The sequence below is a fragment of the Phyllobacterium sp. CL33Tsu genome (assembly GCF_900113985.1).
GTDB lineage: Bacteria > Pseudomonadota > Alphaproteobacteria > Rhizobiales > Rhizobiaceae > Phyllobacterium > Phyllobacterium pellucidum.
In genome coordinates this window covers 14148-33434 of sequence record NZ_FORJ01000002.1, presented here as the reverse complement: position 1 = coordinate 33434, position 19287 = coordinate 14148, and the positions used below count along the sequence as shown (strand labels likewise).

The window sequence follows — 19287 nt, the reverse complement described above, 5'->3', positions numbered from 1 at the left end:
CATACTCAGAGGTCGGCAGCGATCTGCCGGCCGATAGCGAGGAAGGTCGTCGGATCGACGGCGTTGCCGTTTCTGCGCACTTCGTAATGGAGGTGCGGGCCGGTTGAGCGTCCTGTGCTCCCGACCTTACCGAGAACGTCGCCGAGCTTGACGCGCTGGCCAGTCTTGACGAGGATCTGACTCATATGGCCGTAACGCGTGACGAGCCCGTTGCCGTGGTCGACCTCGACCATATTGCCGTAACCGCCGGCATATTCGGCGGCAGTCACGGTTCCATTGGCCGTGGCAAGAACCGACGTTCCCGCTATTGCGCGGAAATCCATGCCCGAGTGAAAAGCCATCATGCCGATGAGCGGGTCTCTGCGCACGCCAAAGGAGCTTGATACGGGCATGCCCGGCGCCGGATTGGCGATGGGGACCGCCTTTGCCAGCTTCTTTGCGCCTTCAAGACGATGCAGCGCATCATTCAAATCGGCGAGTTTCGTGTCGAATGGCGCGGTTGGGTTAAAGCTTGCCAGAATGAGCGGGCCGCCGGCGCCGGCAGTCTCACCGCCGGCCGCCCGTTTGATTCCCGTCGCAGCAAGCGCGTCCATGATCTTGTCTGCGGTTTCATAGGCCGAATTGGACAGCGTCTGCATCTGACGTGACTGCTTGGTTTCGATCGCCGCGAGCGAATGGTCGACGGAATCGAGCAGTCCGGCCTTGTTGACCTTGGCTTTCGCCTTGTCGTCACGCGGCGCAGGCTTTTGCGTCGTCGACGTTGGGCCGGTAATGATCGGATCGATCCCATAGAAGGCATCGGCGTCCTCGGACCTGACAATAGTGTCGGCATCGCTGTCCATCGCGAGGTGTGGAGCAACGTCAGCCGGCAAGCTATTGCCGGCGCGTTTGAGCATGGGCGCGAGCTTCTGGTGTTGCTCGGTCAGGCGCTTCTGGCGCTGAACCAATTCTGCAACCTTGCCTTCGACCAGTTTCCGGTCGAGAAGCTGGCGGCTGGTGACGCGGTCGAGCTGGGTGCGGAGCGCGGCGATGCGATCCTCGTAGGCGCGCTCGATCTGCGCCTGCCGGGCGACACTTCCGGTAATGAGCTGATCGCGGAAAACGAGGTAGGATGTCGCAAGGATGTAGGTTCCGGCAAAGCCCACGGCCAGCGACCCGCCGAGGAGCGCGGCCCAAGGCTTCACGCTGAAATGGCGGATCGTTTCACCGCGCGCAATGATGATTGTATGCGGTTCCTTGATCGTGCCGAAGATGCTGGAGCTCTTGACCTTTTTCATGGCTGTGTGTTCGTCGATCCGCAGCTGAATTCCTGCAAATCACTACACTCTGTTAGGGTTAATAAATCCTGACAGAGCCGTGCATTCTCATTGAATTCGCAATGAAAAAGCGACGAAATCAGCTTTTGAGCGCCCGCGTCGCCTCGAGAACTTCCGCGGCGTGGCCGGGAACCTTGACCTTGTTCCACACCCGGGCAATTTTTCCGCTCGCATCGATGAGGAAAGTCGTGCGTTCTACGCCCATATATTTGCGGCCGTACATGCTCTTTTCGACCCAGAGCCCATAGGCCTCGATGATCTTCCTGTCCTCGTCCGCCACGAGATCGACCTTCAGATCATGCTTTGTCTTGAATTTGTCGTGCTTTTTCACGGCGTCAGGAGACATGCCGATAACCGTGGCGCCGAGCGCTTCGAATTGCGGCTTGAGGCCGGAAAATTCGATCGCCTCCTGGGTACAGCCACTGGTGTCGTCCTTCGGGTAGAAATAGAGCACGACCGGCTTGCCGCGCATCGCGGACAGTGTGATGTCGCCGCCGCCATCGCGGGGCAGGGTGAAGTCCGGAGCGATGCTTCCAGTGTCCAGAACTGTCATATGAATGCCTTTCTTTTGATTATTGAATGCCCGCCTCAGTTACGCAACTACAGAGGCTAGGGAATCGTCTACGGTTTCCCATATGATTCCTCAATTGGCTTGGGAATTTGACAGAGAAACCGGAAAAAGTCCGCTTCACGAAGCGCGACTTCACAAAACTTCATCGTTACCCCTCAGCTCATAAGCGCGGCAGGGCTCCCGTGGCGACGCCGCGGCGTCGTTCGCGTTTGCATATTGCAACGAACGCCTGCTTTTCATTCATCATTCTTGTCACCATTCTTGGAGGCATAGCCTTTACGGTTCTTCGGGTCGGCATAGGCGGCGAAGCCCTGACCCGGCGCACGCAGGCGGCCTTGAAATCGGTGGTCGGCCCGGAGACCGCGGCAACGATCCAGTCGGCGCAGATATCACTCGACCAGCGCCATCACCTCGCCCTCGAGGCAAGGGACGTCAACATTGCCGACGCGAAGCGCGGCATCGAAATAAACAATGTCCGTTCCGTGCGGATCGGTCTGGCGACGCTGCCGCTGTTGCAAGGCAACGTCAAGGTCGAGCGCCTCGAACTCGACGGTGCCGAGATCAAGGTTACCTCGAAGGTACCCTTCGATTTCATGACCCTCGTTCCCTGGGACGCGCAGGGTCTCGTCGATCTCGATGGCGCCTCGCGCCTGATCTTCTCGGGACTTGAAAGCGCGGTGTCGCTGCTCGATCAGCGCGAGACACGCGACATTACCATCACCGACACATCGTTTGATTTCACCATCGCCGGCGCACCGGAGCGACTGCGGATCGTCAATCTCGATCTGTCAGAGACTGGCGGGCCTGTCGCCATCAACGGAACGGTAGAGTGGCGAGGTAAGCAAATCGCCATTGCCGCACAAGCAAAGCGCTCGGCCGTCGGCGCGAAAATCGAGGCGTTTTCGCTCGACATCAGCAAAATTCCTCTCCAAGGCACCTTCGGCAATGCCCCTGTGCCCGATGTCGACGGCATCAAGCCTGATGGCGCCTATCTTGCCTATGATAATATCGCCGAAATCAAGCTCGATGGTCTTGCCGGGTCGGCGAGCGAGCCGGCCCGCGTCTGGGGCGCGCTCAACATAGGCGAGGGCCCGGTTTCAATCGGCAATGTCGACGATATGGCTGTCGCGGCGCAGATCAATTTCGAGCATGCTGTTGGGTCGAAGGCTATCGATCTCAAGCCTTCGACGCTGCATTTCGGTGCATTCAAGGGAACTGTCACGGGCGCGATTACCCCGGACGCGGCAAATCCGGCGGAACCGGCTTATCGGTTCGAACTTGGTACCAACCAAGCAACGTCTTCGCCGCAGGACTCGAGCGAACCGGCGCTGGCATTCGATGCCGGCTTGTCGGGACGATACGTGCCGTCGCAAAAATTGCTCGATATCCCGAGGATTTCCGTACGCGCTGGCGAAGACAGCGAATTGACAGGTTTTGCCAAGGCGACGTTTGGCAATGGCACGCCGGCCATGCAAATGTCGCTGCAGATTCCACAGATGCCCGTTGCCGATGCCAAACAGTTATGGCCCGTTTGGGTCGCTACCGGCGCGCGGCGGTGGGTTCTCGAAAATCTCTCCGGCGGAACGACCAGTGACAGCAGGATCGACTTGAATTTCGCGGCCGGCCGGTTCAACGGCCCCGGCAAGCCGCCGCCGCTCGAAGCCGATGAACTGCAGGCGGATTTTGCTGTCCAGGGGTCGCACTTCAATATCGTCGGTGAACTGCCGCCGGTCAGCAATGCCGACGGAAAGATCAGCGTGCGCGGCGCGCGCACGACGATCTCCCTGGAGAACGGCGTTGCGATTACCCCGAACAACCGCGAAGCACATATTGTCGGCGGCACGCTGGTCATTCCGTGGGGACCGCAACGGCCGGTGCTCGCCGATCTTGACCTTAATCTTGCGGGCGACGCTTCCGCCGTCACGGAAATCATCGGCTACAAGCCCATAAACGCCGTAAAAAACCTGCCGTTCACGCCCGATGACATCAAAGGGAACGTCAAGGCACACGTGCTCGTCTCATTCCCGATTACGCGGCGCGCGCCCCCGGGTAGCCTCACCTATACCGCCGAGATGGCGCTCTCCAACATCGACCTCGCCAAGAAAATCGACGGACAGTTGATCACGGATGCAAATGGTTCGCTTTCGGTTACCCGCGAAGGGGCGAGCCTTGATGCTGAAGCCAAACTCAACGGCATCCCCGCCGATGTGGAGCTGTTCGAGCCCTTGGGCGGCAACGCGGCGAAGCGCGAGCAGAACGTCACCTTGCGGCTCGACGACAAGACACGCAATGCGCTGTTTCCTGCGCTCGACCCGCTGCTGTCCGGCCCGATTTCGGTCGATATTTCAAAGGGTGCCGATGGCGCGCGTGTTGCAACGGCGGACTTGACCAAGGCCGAGATAAAACTGGCGCAAATCGGCTGGACCAAGGGCGCCGGTGTGAAGGCCACCGCAAAGTTCGCCCTGCAGCAGGACGGCGATACGGCAATCATCAAGGATCTCGATATTGCGGGCGACACGTTCCGCATCCAGGGCGATGTCAAGGTCGTCGGCGGCGATTTGAGCTCGGCAGATTTCAATAACGTCAAACTCAATCGCGGCGACGACATCACGGTCAAGGTGGCGCGGACGCAATATGGCTTCCGCGTCGATGTGAAGGGCAATGCGTTCGACGCGCGGCCTTTGCTTAATCAGATCACGGACAAGAAGCAGAAGAACAGCGAGGCAGGTGGCAAGCAGAGAGTGCTGATAAATGCCGACATCGACAATGTCGTCGGATTTTATCAGGAAACCTTCAGCAATGTCTCGCTTTCCTACGAGGGCGTCGGCTCAAATGTTTCGGGTCTCGCCTTCAACGCGATCAGCAAATCCGGCCAGAAGGTGATTGCGACGGATAGTTCCGGGAGCGGCGCCCGCTCTATCAACCTTCAGTCGCGCGAAGCCGGTGCGGTGCTGCGTTTCTTCGGATTTTACGAGAAGATGCAAGGCGGCAGCATCAGCGTTGCCCTCGACTCCAAAGGCGACGGGCCGTTGCGCGGGCAGGTCGATGCCCAGAACTTCACGCTCGTGAACGAGCCGCGGCTCGCCAAACTGGTGTCAACCTCGCCAAACGGCACAAGCCTCAACGATGCCGTGCAGAAGAACATCGACGTGTCGCGCGTGACGTTCGATCGCGGCTTCTCGCAGATCGAGAAAGGCTCGAACTACATCAATCTAGCAAATGGCGTGATCCGTGGGCCGACGATCGGCACGACGTTTCAGGGCGTGCTCAGCGATCCGGCCGGGAACATGAACCTGACCGGAACATTCATGCCGGCCTACGGCATCAATCGTATCTTCGGCGAGTTACCGATCCTCGGCATGTTCCTCGGCAATGGACGCGACCGCGGCCTTATCGGCATAACCTACCGGCTGCAGGGACCGCTGAAGCAACCACAGATCATCGTCAACCCGATATCCGTGATTGCTCCTGGCATCTTTCGTTCGATCTTCGAGTTCCAGTAGGGACTGGATCAGACCGGACGAATGAGGATGTGCTTCTTCTTGCCGAGCGAGAGCTTGATCACGCCGTCTCCGGTCACCTCCGAAGCGCCGACCTGAGCCCGCTCGTCCGCTACGGCAGCGTCATTGATACGAACTGCGCCTCCCTGGACATGGCGGCGCGCTTCGCCGTTGGAAGTGGCGAGCCCGGCCTTGACAATAAGGGTCAAGATACCAATTCCGGCCTCAAGTTCGCTTGCGGCGATCTCGACTGTCGGTAGGCTGGTCGCAAGGGCGCCTTCCTCGAAAGTCTTGCGTGCGGTCTCGGCTGCTTCTTCAGCAGCCTTCCGGCCGTGCAGCAGGCTCGTCACTTCGGTGGCGAGGATCTTCTTGGTCTCGTTGATCTCCGCACCGCCCAAGGCGCTAAGCCGGCTAATCTCGTCGAGCGGCAGTGTCGTGTAGAGCTTCAGGAAGCGCTCCACATCCGCGTCTTCGGTATTGCGCCAGTATTGCCAAAAATCATAGGGGCTCAAGAGTTCGGCGTTGAGCCACACGGCGCCGTTCATCGACTTGCCCATCTTCGCACCTGAAGATGTCGTCAGCAGCGGCGAGGTGAGGGCATAGAGCTGCGGCGTTCCCAGGCGATGGCCGAGGTCGATGCCGTTGACGATGTTGCCCCACTGGTCCGAGCCGCCCATTTGCAGGCGCAGGCCGTAGCGCTTGTTGAGTTCGACGAAATCATAGGCCTGAAGGATCATGTAGTTGAATTCGAGGAACGACAGCGATTGCTCGCGATCGAGCCGCTGCTTGACCGAATCAAACGACAGCATGCGGTTGACTGAAAAGTGCTGGCCGACGTCGCGCAGAAATTCGAGGTAGTTGAGCGGCAGAAGCCATTCGGCATTGTTGACCATCAGCGCGTCGCTGGGACCACCGCCAAAGTTGAGATAATTTGTGAATACGCGCTTGATGCCATCGATGTTGGACTGAATGGTCTCGGGCGTCATCAGCTTGCGCGCCTCGTCCTTGAAAGACGGGTCGCCGACCATGCCGGTGCCGCCGCCCATCAGGGCGACAGGGCGATGGCCGGTTTTCTGCATCCAGTAAAGCATCATGATCTGTATCAGGCCGCCTGCATGAAGGCTCGATGCCGTCGGATCAAAGCCGATATAGGCAGACACGGTTTCCTTGGCGAAGAGCGCATCCAGACCCGCATCGTCGGAGGTCTGATGGATGAAGCCGCGCGTGGAAAGCGTGTGCAGAAACTCGGATTTGAAGGCAGACATTTCGGGTTTTCCTGATTGAATCAAACGGCACAAAGCATGTGCCTTAACAGACGCTGCCGTTTAACATCATTCTCAATCGAATCACAAGAAAGGCAGTGTCTTGGCGGCAATACGGCGTGCAATCGGGCTGATGAGCGGAACGTCGATGGACGGTATCGATATCGCGCTCGTCGAAACTGATGGGGGCGGCGATGTCGTGCGGGGCCCGTCCGGCTTCACGCCCTACGAGACCGCATTCCGCCGCCGCATTGAAGCGTCGCTCAGCGAGGCTAAGGCCATGCATCGGCGCGATGAGCGGCCGGGAATGCTCGCGCAGATCGAAGAAGAGCTGACGCGGCGGCACGGCAATGCCGTGAGGCAGTTTCTGTCCGGTCAGAACATCGAAGCGAAAGACGTTGATATTATTGGGTTTCATGGCCAGACGGTTTTGCATCGACCAGGCGAAGGCTTGACTGTCCAATTGGGTAACGGAGAACTTCTTGCCAAAGTGACCGGCATTCCCGTCGTCTACGACATGCGTGCCAACGATATGGTGCATGGCGGTCAGGGTGCGCCGCTGGTGCCGGCCTATCACAGTGCGCTTGCGCGGCATGTTCCCGCTGAACTCAGCCACGGCCGGCCGGTGGTCTTCGTCAACATCGGCGGTATTTCCAATGTGACGATCGTGCCTTCGAAGGGCGATCCGATCGCTTTCGATACGGGACCGGGCAATACGCTGATTGATCAGTGGGTCGAGGACCGCGCCGGGATTGCCTATGATGCCGGCGGCGCCATTGCGAGTGAGGGCGAGATCGTGGGCGCGGCCGTGACACGCTATCTGACGAAACCGTTCTTCAATTTGCGGCCGCCGAAATCGCTGGACCGCAATGATTTTACCCTGGAGGAACTCGGAAATGCCGAGCTTGCTGATGGGGCGCGAACGCTGGCGAGAGTGACGGCCGACGCCATCTTGAAGGCGGGCGCCTATGCACCTGAAACGCCATCGCTGTGGATCATATGCGGCGGCGGGCGCAAGAACGCAACGATCCTCAAGGATCTGTCGGAAGGCGCGAGGCTTTCGGGCGCGAAGGTCGTCGTCGCCGAAGATTTGGGTTTCAATGGGGATTCAATGGAGGCGGAGGCCTGGGCCTACCTCGCCGTTCGTGCACTCGACGGGCTGCCCTTGACCTGGCCGATGACGACGGGCTGCAAAGTGCCGGTGTCGGGCGGGGTAATTGCCGGTCGGAGGTAGATCCGGCTCACCATGATCCTCGGGCCTGTCCCGAGGATCCGTAGTCTTGGAACCCGTTATCGCAGCCGTTTCGGCTTGGCTTCAACCAACTCACCGTTCAGGCGGCGGTCCAGATAGTCCGAACATTCGGCAATGACTTCATCGGTCATGCCGGAGAAGAAATGGTTGGCGCCGACCATGGTCTTTTGCGTGATCGTAATGCCCTTCTGGGTCTTCAGCTTGTCGACCAGACCTTGCACGTCCTTGGGCGGTGCCACCTTGTCCTGATCGCCGTGAAGGATCAGGCCGGACGAGGGGCATGGCGCGAGGAACGAGAAATCATAGGTGTTGGGCTGCGGCGCGACGGAGATGAAACCCTCGATCTCCGGCCGGCGCATCAGGAGCTGCATGCCGATCCACGCGCCGAACGAATAGCCTGCCACCCAGCAGGTCTTCGAGTCCGGATGCAGCGACTGCACCCAGTCGAGCGCACCGGCGGCGTCCGACAATTCCCCCGAACCATGATCGAATTCGCCCTGGCTGCGACCGATGCCGCGGAAGTTGAAGCGCAGGGTCGTGAAGCCGCGCTGCTGGAACATGTAGAACAGATCGTAGACGATCTTGTTGTTCATTGTGCCGCCGAATTGTGGATGAGGGTGGAGGACAATCGCGATCGGCGCGTTTTTTTCCGTCGAAGGCTGATATCTGCCCTCGAGACGGCCCGCTGGTCCATTGAAAATTACTTCAGGCATGTATACTCCACTCTTTGCCACAGGCGGTTGTAGTTGACCGGACTTGACGGCAACCAACTGCGCCCATAAAACCAGTTTAGAACCGTTCAAAACTGGTATAGAATTTTTGCTCGAAGCGGCTTAATAGGCTGTTCCGAGGCAAAAATTCAAGGAAATTGCGCTTTGTGCAGCGCGGTGTTCATAAAGAACAGGATCAAGGACCACCCATGGCCGGCAATCGCGCCTATTTGGACTACAATGCAAGCGCGCCGCTGATCCCGGTGGCTCGCGATGCTGTCGTCCAGGCGCTCATGCAGACGGGTAACCCATCGTCCGTTCACCAGGAAGGCCGGGCGGCAAAGGCAATTTTGGAAACCGCCCGCCGGAATGTCGCCGCGCTTGTCGCCGCAAAGCCCGACCACGTGTTCTTTACATCGGGTGCAACCGAGGCAGCTTCAACCCTCCTGACTCCGCATTTCATGATGGGACGGGCGCCGATGCGCCTTTCCCATCTCTATGTAAGTGCGAGCGAGCATCCGTGCGTTCTCGCAGGCGGCCAGTTTTCCGCGGATCAGATCACTATTGTTCCTGTGGACAGCAACGGCATTCTTGATATCGATTTCCTGCGCGGCGCCCTTGAGGCCCACGATCGGAGCGCGGGGCTGCCGCTGGTGGCCGTCCAGGCTGCGAACAACGAGACCGGTGTTATCCAGCCAACTGCCGAGATCGGCAAGGTCGTGAAAGCGTCCGGGGGCTTGTTCGTCGTTGACGCCGTTCAGGCGGCCGGACGGGTTCCACTTAGTATATCCGATACTTCGGCAGACTATCTCATCCTGTCTTCACACAAGATCGGTGGTCCAAAAGGCGTCGGCGCCATTGTGGCCGTGTCCGATCTGGTCATGCCGCGTGCACTTGTGCGCGGTGGCGGCCAGGAAAAGGGTCATCGGGCCGGCACTGAAGCTCTGCCGGTCATTGCAGGTTTTGGGGCCGCGGCAGAGGTTGCGACGAAGCGTCTGAACGCCGAAGGCTGGTCCCTCAGAACGCGCGACACCATCGAGCAGGGTATCAAGTCCATCGCGCCAGATGCCTTCATCCATGGCGAGGGAGCCAACCGCTTGCCGAATACGACCTTCTTTTCGCTGAGCGACATGAAGGCGGAAACCGTGCAGATCGCTTTCGATCTTGCGGGAATCGCGCTATCGGCGGGGTCCGCCTGTTCTTCGGGCAAGGTCGGCCCCAGCCATGTGCTTGCCGCCATGGGTTTTGGTGGCGGCACCGGTGCTCTCAGAGTTTCGACAGCGTCCGACACGGATGAAAGCGACGTTGCGTCGTTTCTCGGCGCATTGGCCAAAATCGTCGCACGCCGCGACCGTTCGAAACCTGTTGCCGTGGATGCGGCCTAGAAATTCCGGCTATCGACCTCTGTTAACGGTCGATAGCCGAAAAAATCCGGCGTTAGCCGGGTGTTAAATCGCGCAATTGCGCACTACATACGGAGCAAATATTCAAGACGACATACGCCTTGACGTTTGCAACTGCGGGACCTTGAACCCCGCGTGGATGGAGAACGCCAATGCCTGCCGTGCAGGAAACTATTGATCGGGTCCGCACCCTTGACGTGGACCAGTACAAATATGGCTTTGAAACCCTTATCGAAATGGATAAGGCGCCGAAGGGCCTTAACGAAGATATCATTCGCTTTATCTCTGCCAAGAAGAATGAGCCTGAATGGATGCTGGAATGGCGTCTCAAGGCCTATGAGCGCTGGCTGACGATGGAAGAGCCCACATGGGCGCGCGTCAACTATCCGAAGATCGACTTCCAGGACATGGTGTACTTCGCCGGGCCGAAGAACCAGACCGGGCCGACGTCGCTTGCCGAGGTCGATCCCGAACTCCTGCGTACCTATGAAAAGCTTGGCATTCCGCTGAAAGAGCAGGAAATCCTTGCGGGCGTGCGCAAGCAGGGCGAACCGAGCAATTCGAGCGAAGAAGAGGTCAGCGACAACGTCTACAAGTCAGGCCGTGTCGCGGTCGACGCCGTGTTCGACAGCGTTTCTGTCGTGACGACGTTCCGTGCCGAGCTGGCCAAGGCCGGCGTCATCTTCTGTTCGATCTCGGAGGCGGTCCGCGAATATCCGGAACTCGTCCAGAAGTATCTGGCATCGGTGGTTCCGGTCTCCGACAACTTCTATGCGACGCTGAATTCGGCGGTGTTTACCGACGGTTCATTTGTCTATGTGCCGAAGGGCGTGCGCTGCCCAATGGAGCTTTCCACTTATTTCCGCATCAATGAGCGGGATACCGGACAGTTTGAGCGGACGCTGATCATCGCCGAGGAAGGCGCTTACGTCTCCTATCTCGAAGGCTGCACCGCACCGCAGCGCGACGAGAACCAGTTGCACGCTGCAGTCGTCGAGCTCATTGCCCTCGACAACGCCGAAATCAAGTATTCGACGGTCCAGAACTGGTTCCCGGGCGATGCGGAAGGCAAGGGCGGCATCTACAATTTCGTCACCAAACGTGGCGATTGCCGCGGCGTCAACTCCAAGATTTCCTGGACGCAGGTCGAGACCGGCTCGGCAATCACGTGGAAATATCCGTCCGTGATCTTGCGCGGCGACAATTCGCGCGGCGAATTCTATTCGATTGCCGTTTCCAACGGCCATCAGCAGATCGACAGCGGTACGAAAATGCTGCATCTCGGCAAGAACACGTCGAGCCGCATCATTTCGAAGGGCATTTCCGCGGGCAAGTCGAACAATACCTATCGCGGCCAGGTGTCGGCGCACCGGAAGGCCGAGAATGCGCGCAACTTCACCCAGTGCGATTCACTGCTGATCGGCAATGATTGCGGCGCCCACACCGTGCCCTACATCGAGGCGAAGAACGCCACGGCGCAGTTCGAGCACGAAGCGACCACCTCGAAGATCTCTGAAGATGCGCTATTCTACGTGATGCAACGCGGCATTCCGGAGGAAGAGGCGATCGCGCTCATCGTCAATGGCTTCGTCAAGGAAGTCATCCAGGAGCTGCCAATGGAGTTTGCCGTAGAAGCGCAGAAGCTCATCGGCATCAGCCTTGAGGGGAGCGTCGGTTAATGGTCATCGCCACGAAGGAAGAGCTCGACAGGTTGCGCCGGCGCTATGAAGAGCTTGGCGAAGTCATCGAGGAATTGACGGATACGCTTGCGCGCTCGTCCACGGCGACCGAACGTGTGCTCGAACCTGAACTGATCCGGGCCCGCAAGGAGCTCGCCTCCGTGGTCGAGCGCCTGAAAAGCCTGAGCGGCGACAATTCGAATTGAGGGATGGCGACAGGCCATCCATGCTGGAAATGAAATTGAGCGGAGGATCGCCTGTTTGCTGGTCCCGCTGGAATACGAAGGAACTATGAAATGCTGGAAATCAGAAACCTGCACGCACGCATAGCCGAAGATGGCACCGAGATCATCCGGGGCCTGAACCTCACGGTCAAGGCCGGCGAAGTTGCCGCCATCATGGGCCCCAATGGCTCGGGCAAGTCTACACTCTCCTATATTCTTGCTGGCCGCGAGGACTATGAGGTGACGGAAGGCGACATCCTCTACAATGGAGAGTCGATCCTTGATCTCGACCCGTCCGAGCGTGCGGCAAAGGGAATTTTCCTCGCATTCCAGTATCCTATGGAGATACCGGGCGTAGCCACGATGGAATTCCTCAAGGTGGCGATGAATTCGCAGCGCAAGGCGCGCGGCGAAGAACCGCTGAAAATCCCGGAGTTCCTCGGCCGCGTCAAGACCGCAGCGGCGTCGCTCGACATGGACATCGGCATGCTCAAGCGTCCACTCAATGTCGGTTTTTCCGGCGGCGAAAAGAAGCGCGCCGAAATCCTGCAGATGAAACTGCTCGAGCCCAAGCTTTGCGTGCTCGATGAGACGGATTCCGGTCTCGATATCGATGCCCTGAAGATCGTTGCCGACGGCGTCAACGCGCTGCGTTCGCCGGATCGGGCAGTAATCGTCATCACGCACTACCAGCGCCTGCTCGACTATATCGTTCCGGACACGGTGCATGTCCTCTACAAGGGGCAGGTCATCAAGTCGGGGGGCAAGGAACTTGCCCTGCACCTCGAAGAAAACGGCTACGCCGATATTATCGGCGAGGCAGCCTGAGGAGCGTCATGATGAATGTTCACGCAAGACGCCAGCCCACGGCCGCGGAAGCCGCGCTGGTCGACGCCTTTGTCGACCGGATGGGCGAACTGCCGGGCGATGGCGAAATCTCCAGCGCCCGCGACAATGCCATTGAGGCGCTGAAGGAGCAGGGCCTGCCCTCGCGCCGTGTCGAAGCCTGGCACTATACCGATTTGCGGACGCTGCTGCGCAGCGTTGCGCCCTATGACAGCGCTGCTGGCACCAATGCATTGCTGCCGATCATCTCCGGCTCTGCCATTGCCGCGGTTTCGAACGGCGTCAGCCTGGTTGCACCCAGAGTTGATGGCGTCGAATTCCAGAAGTTCAGCGAGAAGCTGTCGGAGGGATCGGTCATTGGCGACCTTGCCATCCGTGATGGCGATGACACGATCGGCCAGATTAACGCAGCCTATGTTACCGATGGCTGGGCTGTGTCGGTTGCCGAAGGCATCGAACTCGGTACGCCGCTCGAACTCCAGAACATTCAGATGCGCGGCCAGGGCCACGTGCGGTTTCCGGTCAAATTCGGCAAGGGCGCCAAGGCTACGGTCATCGAGCGCCAGGCAGGCGGCGGGGGCGACGGTTTCTCGACGAGCATCAGCAATGTCACTATCGCTGACGATTGCGAAATTACCTGGATCATCCTGCGCGAGCATGGCGAACAGTCGACCCAGCTCGCCCAGTTCATTGCGACCATCGGCAAGAACGCCAAGCTCAACCTCTATGTCGTCAATGCCGGCGGCAAGCTCGTTCGCCAGGAAGTGCACGTGCTTGCCCAGGGCGAGGGCGGCGACTTCCAACTACGTGGCGTCAATCTCCTCGGCGGAGACAGCCATACGGATGTGACGATGACGCTCGGCCACCTCGTCGAGAACACGACGTCGGTAGAAATCGTCCGCAATGTCGTGACCGACCGGGCGCGCGGCGTCTTTCAGGGCCAGATCAAGGTCAACAAGATCGCCCAGAAGACCGATGCGCGCATGGCCTGCAACACGCTCCTGCTTTCCGACGACGGCGAATTCGACGCCAAGCCGGAACTTGAGATTTTTGCCGACGACGTTGCGTGCGGTCATGGCGCGACGGTTGCCGAAATCGACGGAAACCATCTCTTTTATCTGCAGGCACGCGGCATTCCCGAAAGCGAGGCACGCGGGCTGCTGATCAAGGCATTCGTGGCCGAGGTCGTCGAAGAGCTTAAAGACGAAGAATTGGTCGAAGCGCTGGAAGGCATCCTCGACAAGTGGTTGGCCGCTCACGTCTGAGCGGTCGTCCAAGTCAACTGGAAAACGGGGTAACGCGGCTATCATGGACTCCAAGATCATTCCGAGCAGCTACGACGTAGAGGCGATCCGTCGCGATTTCCCCATCCTGTCGCGCGAAGTCTATGGCAAGCCGCTTGTCTACCTCGACAATGGTGCATCGGCGCAGAAGCCACAGGCTGTCATCGACGCGATCACGCATACCTATTCCAACGAGTACGCCAATGTGCATCGCGGCCTGCATTTCCTTTCAAATGCTGCGACCGATGCCTACGAAAAGGCGCGCGAAAATGTCCGGCGCTTTCTGAATGCGGCTTCCGTTGACGAGATCGTCTTCACCAAGTCGGCGACGGAGGCAATCAACACTGTCGCCTATGGCTATGGCATGCCGAATATCGGCGAGGGCGACGAAATCGTGCTGTCGATTATGGAGCATCATTCCAACATTGTGCCGTGGCATTTCATTCGCGAGCGCCAGGGCGCCAAGCTCGTCTGGATGCCGGTCGACGATCAAGGCGCGTTTCATATCGAGGAATTCGAGAAGCGGCTGACGGAGCGCACCAAACTCGTCGCTATCACGCATATGTCGAACGTGCTCGGCACGGTGACGCCGATCAAGGATATCGTCCGTATCGCCCACGCACGCGGCATTCCAGTGCTGGTCGATGGCAGCCAGGGTGCGGTTCACCTGCCCGTCGATGTGCAGGAGCTTGGATGCGACTGGTACATTTTCACCGGGCACAAGATTTACGGGCCGTCCGGCATCGGTGTTCTGTACGGGCGCAAGGAAAAGCTTGAAGCGATGCGGCCCTTCCAGGGCGGCGGCGAGATGATCGAAGAGGTGACGGAAGACATCGTCACCTACAACCATCCACCGCATCGGTTCGAAGCGGGTACGCCACCGATCGCCCAGGCGATCGGCCTTGGTGCGGCGATCGAATATGTCGAGAAGATCGGCCGCGGCGCTATTCTGGCGCATGAGGAGGATCTGCGCGACTATGCCCACGAGCGTCTGCGGCAGATCAATTCGCTGCGCATTTTCGGCGACGCCAAGGGCAAGGGCGCGATCATTTCTTTCGAGCTCGAAGGCATTCACGCCCATGACGTGTCGATGGTGATCGACAGGGCCGGCGTCGCGGTGCGTGCCGGTACGCATTGTGCGCAGCCGCTTCTGAAGCGCTTTGGCGTAACGTCGACATGCCGTGCCTCATTTGCCATGTATAATACGCGAAACGAGATCGATGTTCTTGCCGATGCGCTGGAGAAAGCGCGGAAATTCTTTGGGTGATGATAATGGCCGATAAAGTCGAAACGCTTGAAAAGCAGGATACGGTTGCAGCCGATCCGGTACATACGCCGGTTGGCACGGCGTCGGCGTCCGCTATTCCCGCCGATGAACTGGCGCGGATGACGGATGACATTATCAGTGCGCTGAAAACCGTCTATGATCCGGAAATTCCCGCCGATATCTATGAACTCGGGCTCGTCTACAAGGTCGATATCGAAGATGATCGCTCGGTCAAGATCGAGATGACGCTGACGGCGCCGGGCTGCCCCGTAGCCGGAGAAATGCCGGGATGGGTGCAGGATGCAGTCAGCGCCGTAGAAGGCGTCAGCTTCGTCGATGTAACGATGACCTTCGATCCGCCGTGGACGCCCGACCGCATGTCGGAAGAGGCACAGGTTGCGGTCGGCTGGTATTAATCCGTTCCCTGTTTGGATAGCTTGCCGCAAGCCCTCGGGCTTCGGCTCCGTCCGATGAATTGGTCAGGGCGCCTCGCAGCCCTCAGGAACGCTTTCTTCGAGCGACTTGTCGGATTTCTCCAGCGTTCCGTCGAGGATCGACATAGGGACGTAGGGCACGCCCTGGATGGCCGGATTGGCGAGCCGTAAACGATAGCAGCCGTTGAAGACTTCCATCTTGCCATCCTTGCCGGTCGATTCGATGGCAACAGGCTTGCTCCAATAGGCGGAACCCGCGGCGCCTTCTCCCTCCGCCTTGCCGAAGAGTACTTTTACCGAGGCCGTGGTCTCATAGCCCTTCTGAAACTCGGCAAAAGGCTTGGGCGGATTGTCTGGAGCATAATAGCTGTAGGCGCGGGCGTATTCCTGCCGGTTGATGGCATTGTAGTAGGATCGGATCAGAGTTTCCGGCGTGCTGCGATTGTCGAGATATTCGGGCGGGGTCTGGTTTTGCGCTTCGGCGGCGGGTTCGGCGGGTTTTGCCGGAGTTTGCCCCTGATCCTGCGTTTGTTCCGGCTGCTTCGTTTCCTGCGCTGAGGCGAAGGCCGGCGCCAGGAAGGCGAATACGATGCTGCAGTAGAGAAGATTGCGATGGTTCATGGGCTCTCCGCCTCTCAATCGTTGGCCGGGACAGTTTGAACACTTGCGGTGACGGTTGTGTAACATTAACTATGGTATTGTGTGATCGTTCCGCGATCTCAAAGAAGAGAGATGAGAAATGGGTCGTTTTTCTGTCATGACGTTGACTGATGCTGCAGCCAACCGCGTCCGCGAAATCGTCGCAACGCGCGAGAATGCGCTCGGAATTCGTGTCGGCATCAAGAAGGGCGGCTGCGCGGGGATGGAATACATGATCGATCTCGTTACCGAGGCAAAGCCGGGTGACGATGTCGTCGAGAAGGACGGCATCAAGGTCTATGTTGCGCCGGAAGCCGTGCTTTATCTCCTCGGCACGCAGATGGATTTCGAAGTGACGACGCTGCGCACGGGCTTTGTGTTCAACAATCCCAACCAGACTTCGGCCTGTGGGTGCGGCGAATCAGTAGAGTTGACGCCGGCAAAGCCGGAGGCGCTGGCTGCGGCCGCGTCTTAAGATTACTCCTGTCAAATCGGGCGTGACGCGCCGTGCTTGTCCTGCAATAGTTCGTGCATGGACAATGATGCGATTCACGATCTTTTCTCCGGTCTCGGGCCCGTTACCATCAAGCGGATGTTCGGCGGCAAAGGCATATATTTCAATGGCTTGATCATCGCGCTTGAAGTGGATGACGAGATTCTGCTCAAGGCGGATACAGTTTCAGCGCCGGCGTTCAGTGCCGCCGGCTGCCGGCAATGGCGCTATAGCGGTAAGAACAAGCCCATCGACATGCCCTACTGGTCGATCCCCGACGAGGCGATAGACGATCCCGATATGATGGCGGAGTGGGCACGGCGCGCCTATGAGGCATCCCTGCGCACCAAGAAATAAATACCAAGGCAGGATTTATCTAAACGACCGCCCGGTCGCGCAGCAGGTCGACGGCATGGAGCGTCGGCATCGTCACCTTTTCCGGCAGCTCTCCGAGCGGAAACCAGCCAATGCCGCCGTGCTTTTCAGGCTCGAGCAGCCGGGCCTCGCCGCTATAGGTTCTTGCGAGATACAGGATGCCGAGCCAATGCTGTTGCTCTTCGTGGAAGAGCTGTTCGCTCAAGCCCAGCAGGCTGACAATTCCGGCTTCAAGACCGGTCTCCTCAAGAGCTTCGCGTCGTATGGCCTGTTCGGCGGTTTCGAGGAAATCCACTTTGCCGCCGGGAATGCCCCAGGCTCCGGCCTCGGGGCTTTTCTTGCGTTGCAGAAGGAGAATGCGGCCGCGATCCAAAAAGACCATGCCGCAACCGACGCCCGGAGTGTGCACGAGAAGCCCCTTCTTTCTGAACCGAATCCCGGTCCTGAGCTTTGCTCACGGGCATGGGATTCGACAAGACTGCCTGGGTTCAGATTTTGGTGTCGATCAGCATGAATGCGGGGATTTCGTCGCCGAAGCCGACCGGTGCCGAGCCCAGGTCGTCGCGTTCGCGCCGATGATCACGGCGCGGCTCGGCTTGTGAAGGCTTGCCGCGGCGCTGTTCATTGTCGGCCTTGATGGCTGCCCTGTGCGGCTTGTCGGCGTTGCGCGGCGCTACGGCGACCTCGGCCACGACTGGCGCTTCTTCGGTGTCCTTTGCCTTGTCGGCAGCGGCGAGAATATCGATTTCCGACTGGGGCCGTTCGCGCTCGCGGCCTTCGTTGCGTGGCCGGCGCTTGGGTTCGGCCTTGCGGCGGCCGCGGCGTGGCGCCTCTTCGGGTTCCGTCGAAACGGGCAGGGTGGAGAGGTCGCCGTCGAGCCAGCTGATATCTTCGCCGATCAGCTTTTCAATCGACGAAAGGTGCTTTACGTCAGCGGGCGTCACCAGGGTGAAGGCCTTGCCGGAACGTCCGGCGCGGCCCGTGCGCCCGATACGGTGCACATAGTCTTCCGAGTGGATCGGCACGTCGAAGTTGAACACGTGGCTTACATCCGGAATATCGAGGCCGCGGGCGGCGACGTCGGAGGCCACGAGAATCTTGAGCTTGCCGTCCTTGAAGTTTGCAAGCATCGTCGTACGGGCGCGCTGATCCATGTCGCCATGCAGCGCACCGGCATCGAACTCATGCTTGACGAGCGAGCGGAAGAGCTCCGACACATCCTTCTTGCGATTGCAGAAGATGATCGCATTCTTGAGGCCTTCGTCTTCAGCGCGGATCAGGTCGCGCAGCACGGCGCGCTTTTCCCAATCCTTCTTGCCGGACTTCACCAGCTTCTGCTCGACGGTCTTGGCCGTGGTCGCTGCCTTCGCGACTTCGACGCGGGCCGGCGAATGCAGGAACTGTTCGGTGAGCTTGGTGATTTCCGGCGGCATCGTCGCCGAGAAGAACAGCGTCTGCCGGGTGAACGGGATCAACTTGCAGATGCGTTCAATATCGGGGATGAAGCCCATGTCGAGCATACGGTCGGCCTCGTCGATGACGAGAATGTCGACGGCGCTGAGCAGCAGCTTGCCACGTTCGAAATGGTCGAGCAGGCGGCCCGGCGTAGCGATCAACACGTCAGCGCCGCGCTCAAGCTTGCGCAGCTGGTCGTCGAACGAAACACCGCCAATGAGCAGGGCAACATTCAGCCGGTGGTTCTTGCCGTACTTGACGAAGTTCTCCTCGACCTGCGCCGCGAGTTCGCGCGTCGGTTCGAGAATGAGCGTGCGTGGCATGCGGGCGCGGGCGCGGCCCTGTTCGAGCAGGGTCAGCATCGGCAGCACGAAGGAAGCGGTTTTGCCCGTTCCGGTCTGGGCGATGCCGAGCACGTCCTTACGCTGCAGCGCATGCGGAATAGCGCCAGCCTGGATCGGTGTCGGAATTGTATATCCTGCTGCTTCTACAGCATTGAGCACTTTGGGTGAAAGGCCCAGATCGGCAAAGGTGGTCAACGGAGGTTTAACTTTCTATCTGCAGTCGGTGCTGCGCCT

The 19287-nt window shown here is 59.2% G+C and carries 18 protein-coding genes; 11 read left to right on the top strand and 7 right to left on the bottom strand.

The features are described from left to right. Window positions 1-5: 5 nt before the first annotated feature. Window positions 6-1277 (bottom strand): M23 family metallopeptidase, encoded by a 1272-nt coding sequence (locus tag BM074_RS09795; RefSeq protein WP_091921651.1) that lies wholly within the window; start codon window positions 1275-1277, stop codon window positions 6-8. A 118-nt stretch (window positions 1278-1395) separates the two neighbouring features. Then, a complete protein-coding gene (locus tag BM074_RS09790) occupies window positions 1396-1869 on the bottom strand; it encodes a peroxiredoxin (RefSeq protein WP_091921649.1) in 474 nt (157 codons plus the stop codon). 200 nt (window positions 1870-2069) lie between these two features. Here BM074_RS09790 and BM074_RS09785 point away from each other — a divergent pair, with 200 nt between their 5' ends. Further along, on the top strand, window positions 2070-5390 hold the full coding sequence (locus BM074_RS09785; RefSeq protein WP_091921647.1) for a YhdP family protein: 3321 nt from the start codon (window positions 2070-2072) through the stop codon (window positions 5388-5390). An 8-nt stretch (window positions 5391-5398) separates the two neighbouring features. On the opposite strand, the gene tyrS is transcribed toward BM074_RS09785, so the two are convergent. Next, window positions 5399-6652 (bottom strand): tyrosine--tRNA ligase, encoded by a 1254-nt coding sequence (gene tyrS / locus BM074_RS09780; RefSeq protein ID WP_091921646.1) that lies wholly within the window; start codon window positions 6650-6652, stop codon window positions 5399-5401. Window positions 6653-6752: 100 nt separating this feature from the next. Between tyrS and BM074_RS09775 the strand changes: the two genes are divergently transcribed. Further along, a complete protein-coding gene (locus BM074_RS09775) occupies window positions 6753-7883 on the top strand; it encodes an anhydro-N-acetylmuramic acid kinase (RefSeq protein WP_091921644.1) in 1131 nt (376 codons plus the stop codon). Window positions 7884-7939: 56 nt separating this feature from the next. On the opposite strand, the gene BM074_RS09770 is transcribed toward BM074_RS09775, so the two are convergent. Further along, window positions 7940-8614, bottom strand: a complete 675-nt coding sequence (locus BM074_RS09770) for an alpha/beta hydrolase (RefSeq protein ID WP_027231414.1) — start codon at window positions 8612-8614, stop codon at window positions 7940-7942. Window positions 8615-8820: 206 nt separating this feature from the next. Here BM074_RS09770 and BM074_RS09765 point away from each other — a divergent pair, with 206 nt between their 5' ends. From BM074_RS09765 to BM074_RS09735, 7 genes are all read left to right on the top strand, one after another. After that, window positions 8821-9996, top strand: coding sequence for a cysteine desulfurase family protein (locus tag BM074_RS09765; RefSeq protein ID WP_091921642.1), 1176 nt, complete (start codon window positions 8821-8823; stop codon window positions 9994-9996). Between the two features lie 170 nt (window positions 9997-10166). Further along, on the top strand, window positions 10167-11693 hold the full coding sequence (gene sufB / locus BM074_RS09760; protein ID WP_091921640.1) for a Fe-S cluster assembly protein SufB: 1527 nt from the start codon (window positions 10167-10169) through the stop codon (window positions 11691-11693). Beyond that, window positions 11693-11899, top strand: a complete 207-nt coding sequence (locus BM074_RS09755) for a hypothetical protein (RefSeq protein WP_027231411.1) — start codon at window positions 11693-11695, stop codon at window positions 11897-11899. The genes sufB and BM074_RS09755 overlap by 1 nt, the downstream gene beginning before the upstream one ends. 90 nt (window positions 11900-11989) lie before the next feature. Then, a complete protein-coding gene (gene sufC / locus BM074_RS09750; RefSeq protein ID WP_027231410.1) occupies window positions 11990-12745 on the top strand; it encodes a Fe-S cluster assembly ATPase SufC in 756 nt (251 codons plus the stop codon). A gap of 11 nt (window positions 12746-12756) precedes the next feature. Next, window positions 12757-14028: a Fe-S cluster assembly protein SufD gene (sufD, locus tag BM074_RS09745; RefSeq protein WP_091922398.1), complete on the top strand. Its 1272-nt coding sequence runs from the start codon at window positions 12757-12759 to the stop codon at window positions 14026-14028. 43 nt (window positions 14029-14071) lie between these two features. After that, window positions 14072-15313 (top strand): cysteine desulfurase, encoded by a 1242-nt coding sequence (locus BM074_RS09740; protein WP_091921638.1) that lies wholly within the window; start codon window positions 14072-14074, stop codon window positions 15311-15313. Between the two features lie 5 nt (window positions 15314-15318). Then, entirely contained in the window at window positions 15319-15729 is a 411-nt protein-coding gene (locus BM074_RS09735) for an SUF system Fe-S cluster assembly protein (protein WP_027231407.1), read from the top strand. Window positions 15730-15792: 63 nt separating this feature from the next. Here the strand turns inward: BM074_RS09735 and BM074_RS09730 are convergent, their stop codons facing one another. Next, window positions 15793-16368: a hypothetical protein gene (locus BM074_RS09730; protein WP_091921636.1), complete on the bottom strand. Its 576-nt coding sequence runs from the start codon at window positions 16366-16368 to the stop codon at window positions 15793-15795. A 118-nt stretch (window positions 16369-16486) separates the two neighbouring features. On the opposite strand from BM074_RS09730, the gene sufA reads away from it, so the two are divergent. Further along, window positions 16487-16861 (top strand): Fe-S cluster assembly scaffold SufA, encoded by a 375-nt coding sequence (sufA, locus tag BM074_RS09725; RefSeq protein WP_091921634.1) that lies wholly within the window; start codon window positions 16487-16489, stop codon window positions 16859-16861. A gap of 57 nt (window positions 16862-16918) precedes the next feature. Beyond that, window positions 16919-17236, top strand: a complete 318-nt coding sequence (locus tag BM074_RS09720; RefSeq protein WP_091921632.1) for a TfoX/Sxy family protein — start codon at window positions 16919-16921, stop codon at window positions 17234-17236. A gap of 19 nt (window positions 17237-17255) precedes the next feature. Here the strand turns inward: BM074_RS09720 and BM074_RS09715 are convergent, their stop codons facing one another. Both BM074_RS09715 and BM074_RS09710 read right to left on the bottom strand, forming a co-directional pair. Further along, window positions 17256-17663 carry an NUDIX domain-containing protein gene (locus tag BM074_RS09715; protein WP_091921630.1) on the bottom strand — a complete coding sequence of 136 codons (408 nt, stop codon included), beginning with the start codon at window positions 17661-17663 and terminating at the stop codon, window positions 17256-17258. 79 nt (window positions 17664-17742) lie between these two features. Then, entirely contained in the window at window positions 17743-19248 is a 1506-nt protein-coding gene (locus BM074_RS09710) for a DEAD/DEAH box helicase (protein WP_091921627.1), read from the bottom strand. Between the last annotated feature and the right edge of the window lie 39 nt (window positions 19249-19287).

Coding starts and splice junctions, on each gene's coding strand:
- BM074_RS09795 (WP_091921651.1), bottom strand. CDS start 1,277: ATGAAAAAGGTCAAGAGCTCCAGCATCTTCGGCACGATCAAGGAACCG.
- BM074_RS09790 (WP_091921649.1), bottom strand. CDS start 1,869: ATGACAGTTCTGGACACTGGAAGCATCGCTCCGGACTTCACCCTGCCC.
- tyrS (WP_091921646.1), bottom strand. CDS start 6,652: ATGTCTGCCTTCAAATCCGAGTTTCTGCACACGCTTTCCACGCGCGGC.
- BM074_RS09770 (WP_027231414.1), bottom strand. CDS start 8,614: ATGCCTGAAGTAATTTTCAATGGACCAGCGGGCCGTCTCGAGGGCAGA.
- BM074_RS09765 (WP_091921642.1), top strand. CDS start 8,821: ATGGCCGGCAATCGCGCCTATTTGGACTACAATGCAAGCGCGCCGCTG.
- sufB (WP_091921640.1), top strand. CDS start 10,167: ATGCCTGCCGTGCAGGAAACTATTGATCGGGTCCGCACCCTTGACGTG.
- BM074_RS09755 (WP_027231411.1), top strand. CDS start 11,693: ATGGTCATCGCCACGAAGGAAGAGCTCGACAGGTTGCGCCGGCGCTAT.
- sufC (WP_027231410.1), top strand. CDS start 11,990: ATGCTGGAAATCAGAAACCTGCACGCACGCATAGCCGAAGATGGCACC.
- sufD (WP_091922398.1), top strand. CDS start 12,757: ATGAATGTTCACGCAAGACGCCAGCCCACGGCCGCGGAAGCCGCGCTG.
- BM074_RS09740 (WP_091921638.1), top strand. CDS start 14,072: ATGGACTCCAAGATCATTCCGAGCAGCTACGACGTAGAGGCGATCCGT.
- BM074_RS09735 (WP_027231407.1), top strand. CDS start 15,319: ATGGCCGATAAAGTCGAAACGCTTGAAAAGCAGGATACGGTTGCAGCC.
- BM074_RS09730 (WP_091921636.1), bottom strand. CDS start 16,368: ATGAACCATCGCAATCTTCTCTACTGCAGCATCGTATTCGCCTTCCTG.
- sufA (WP_091921634.1), top strand. CDS start 16,487: ATGGGTCGTTTTTCTGTCATGACGTTGACTGATGCTGCAGCCAACCGC.
- BM074_RS09720 (WP_091921632.1), top strand. CDS start 16,919: ATGGACAATGATGCGATTCACGATCTTTTCTCCGGTCTCGGGCCCGTT.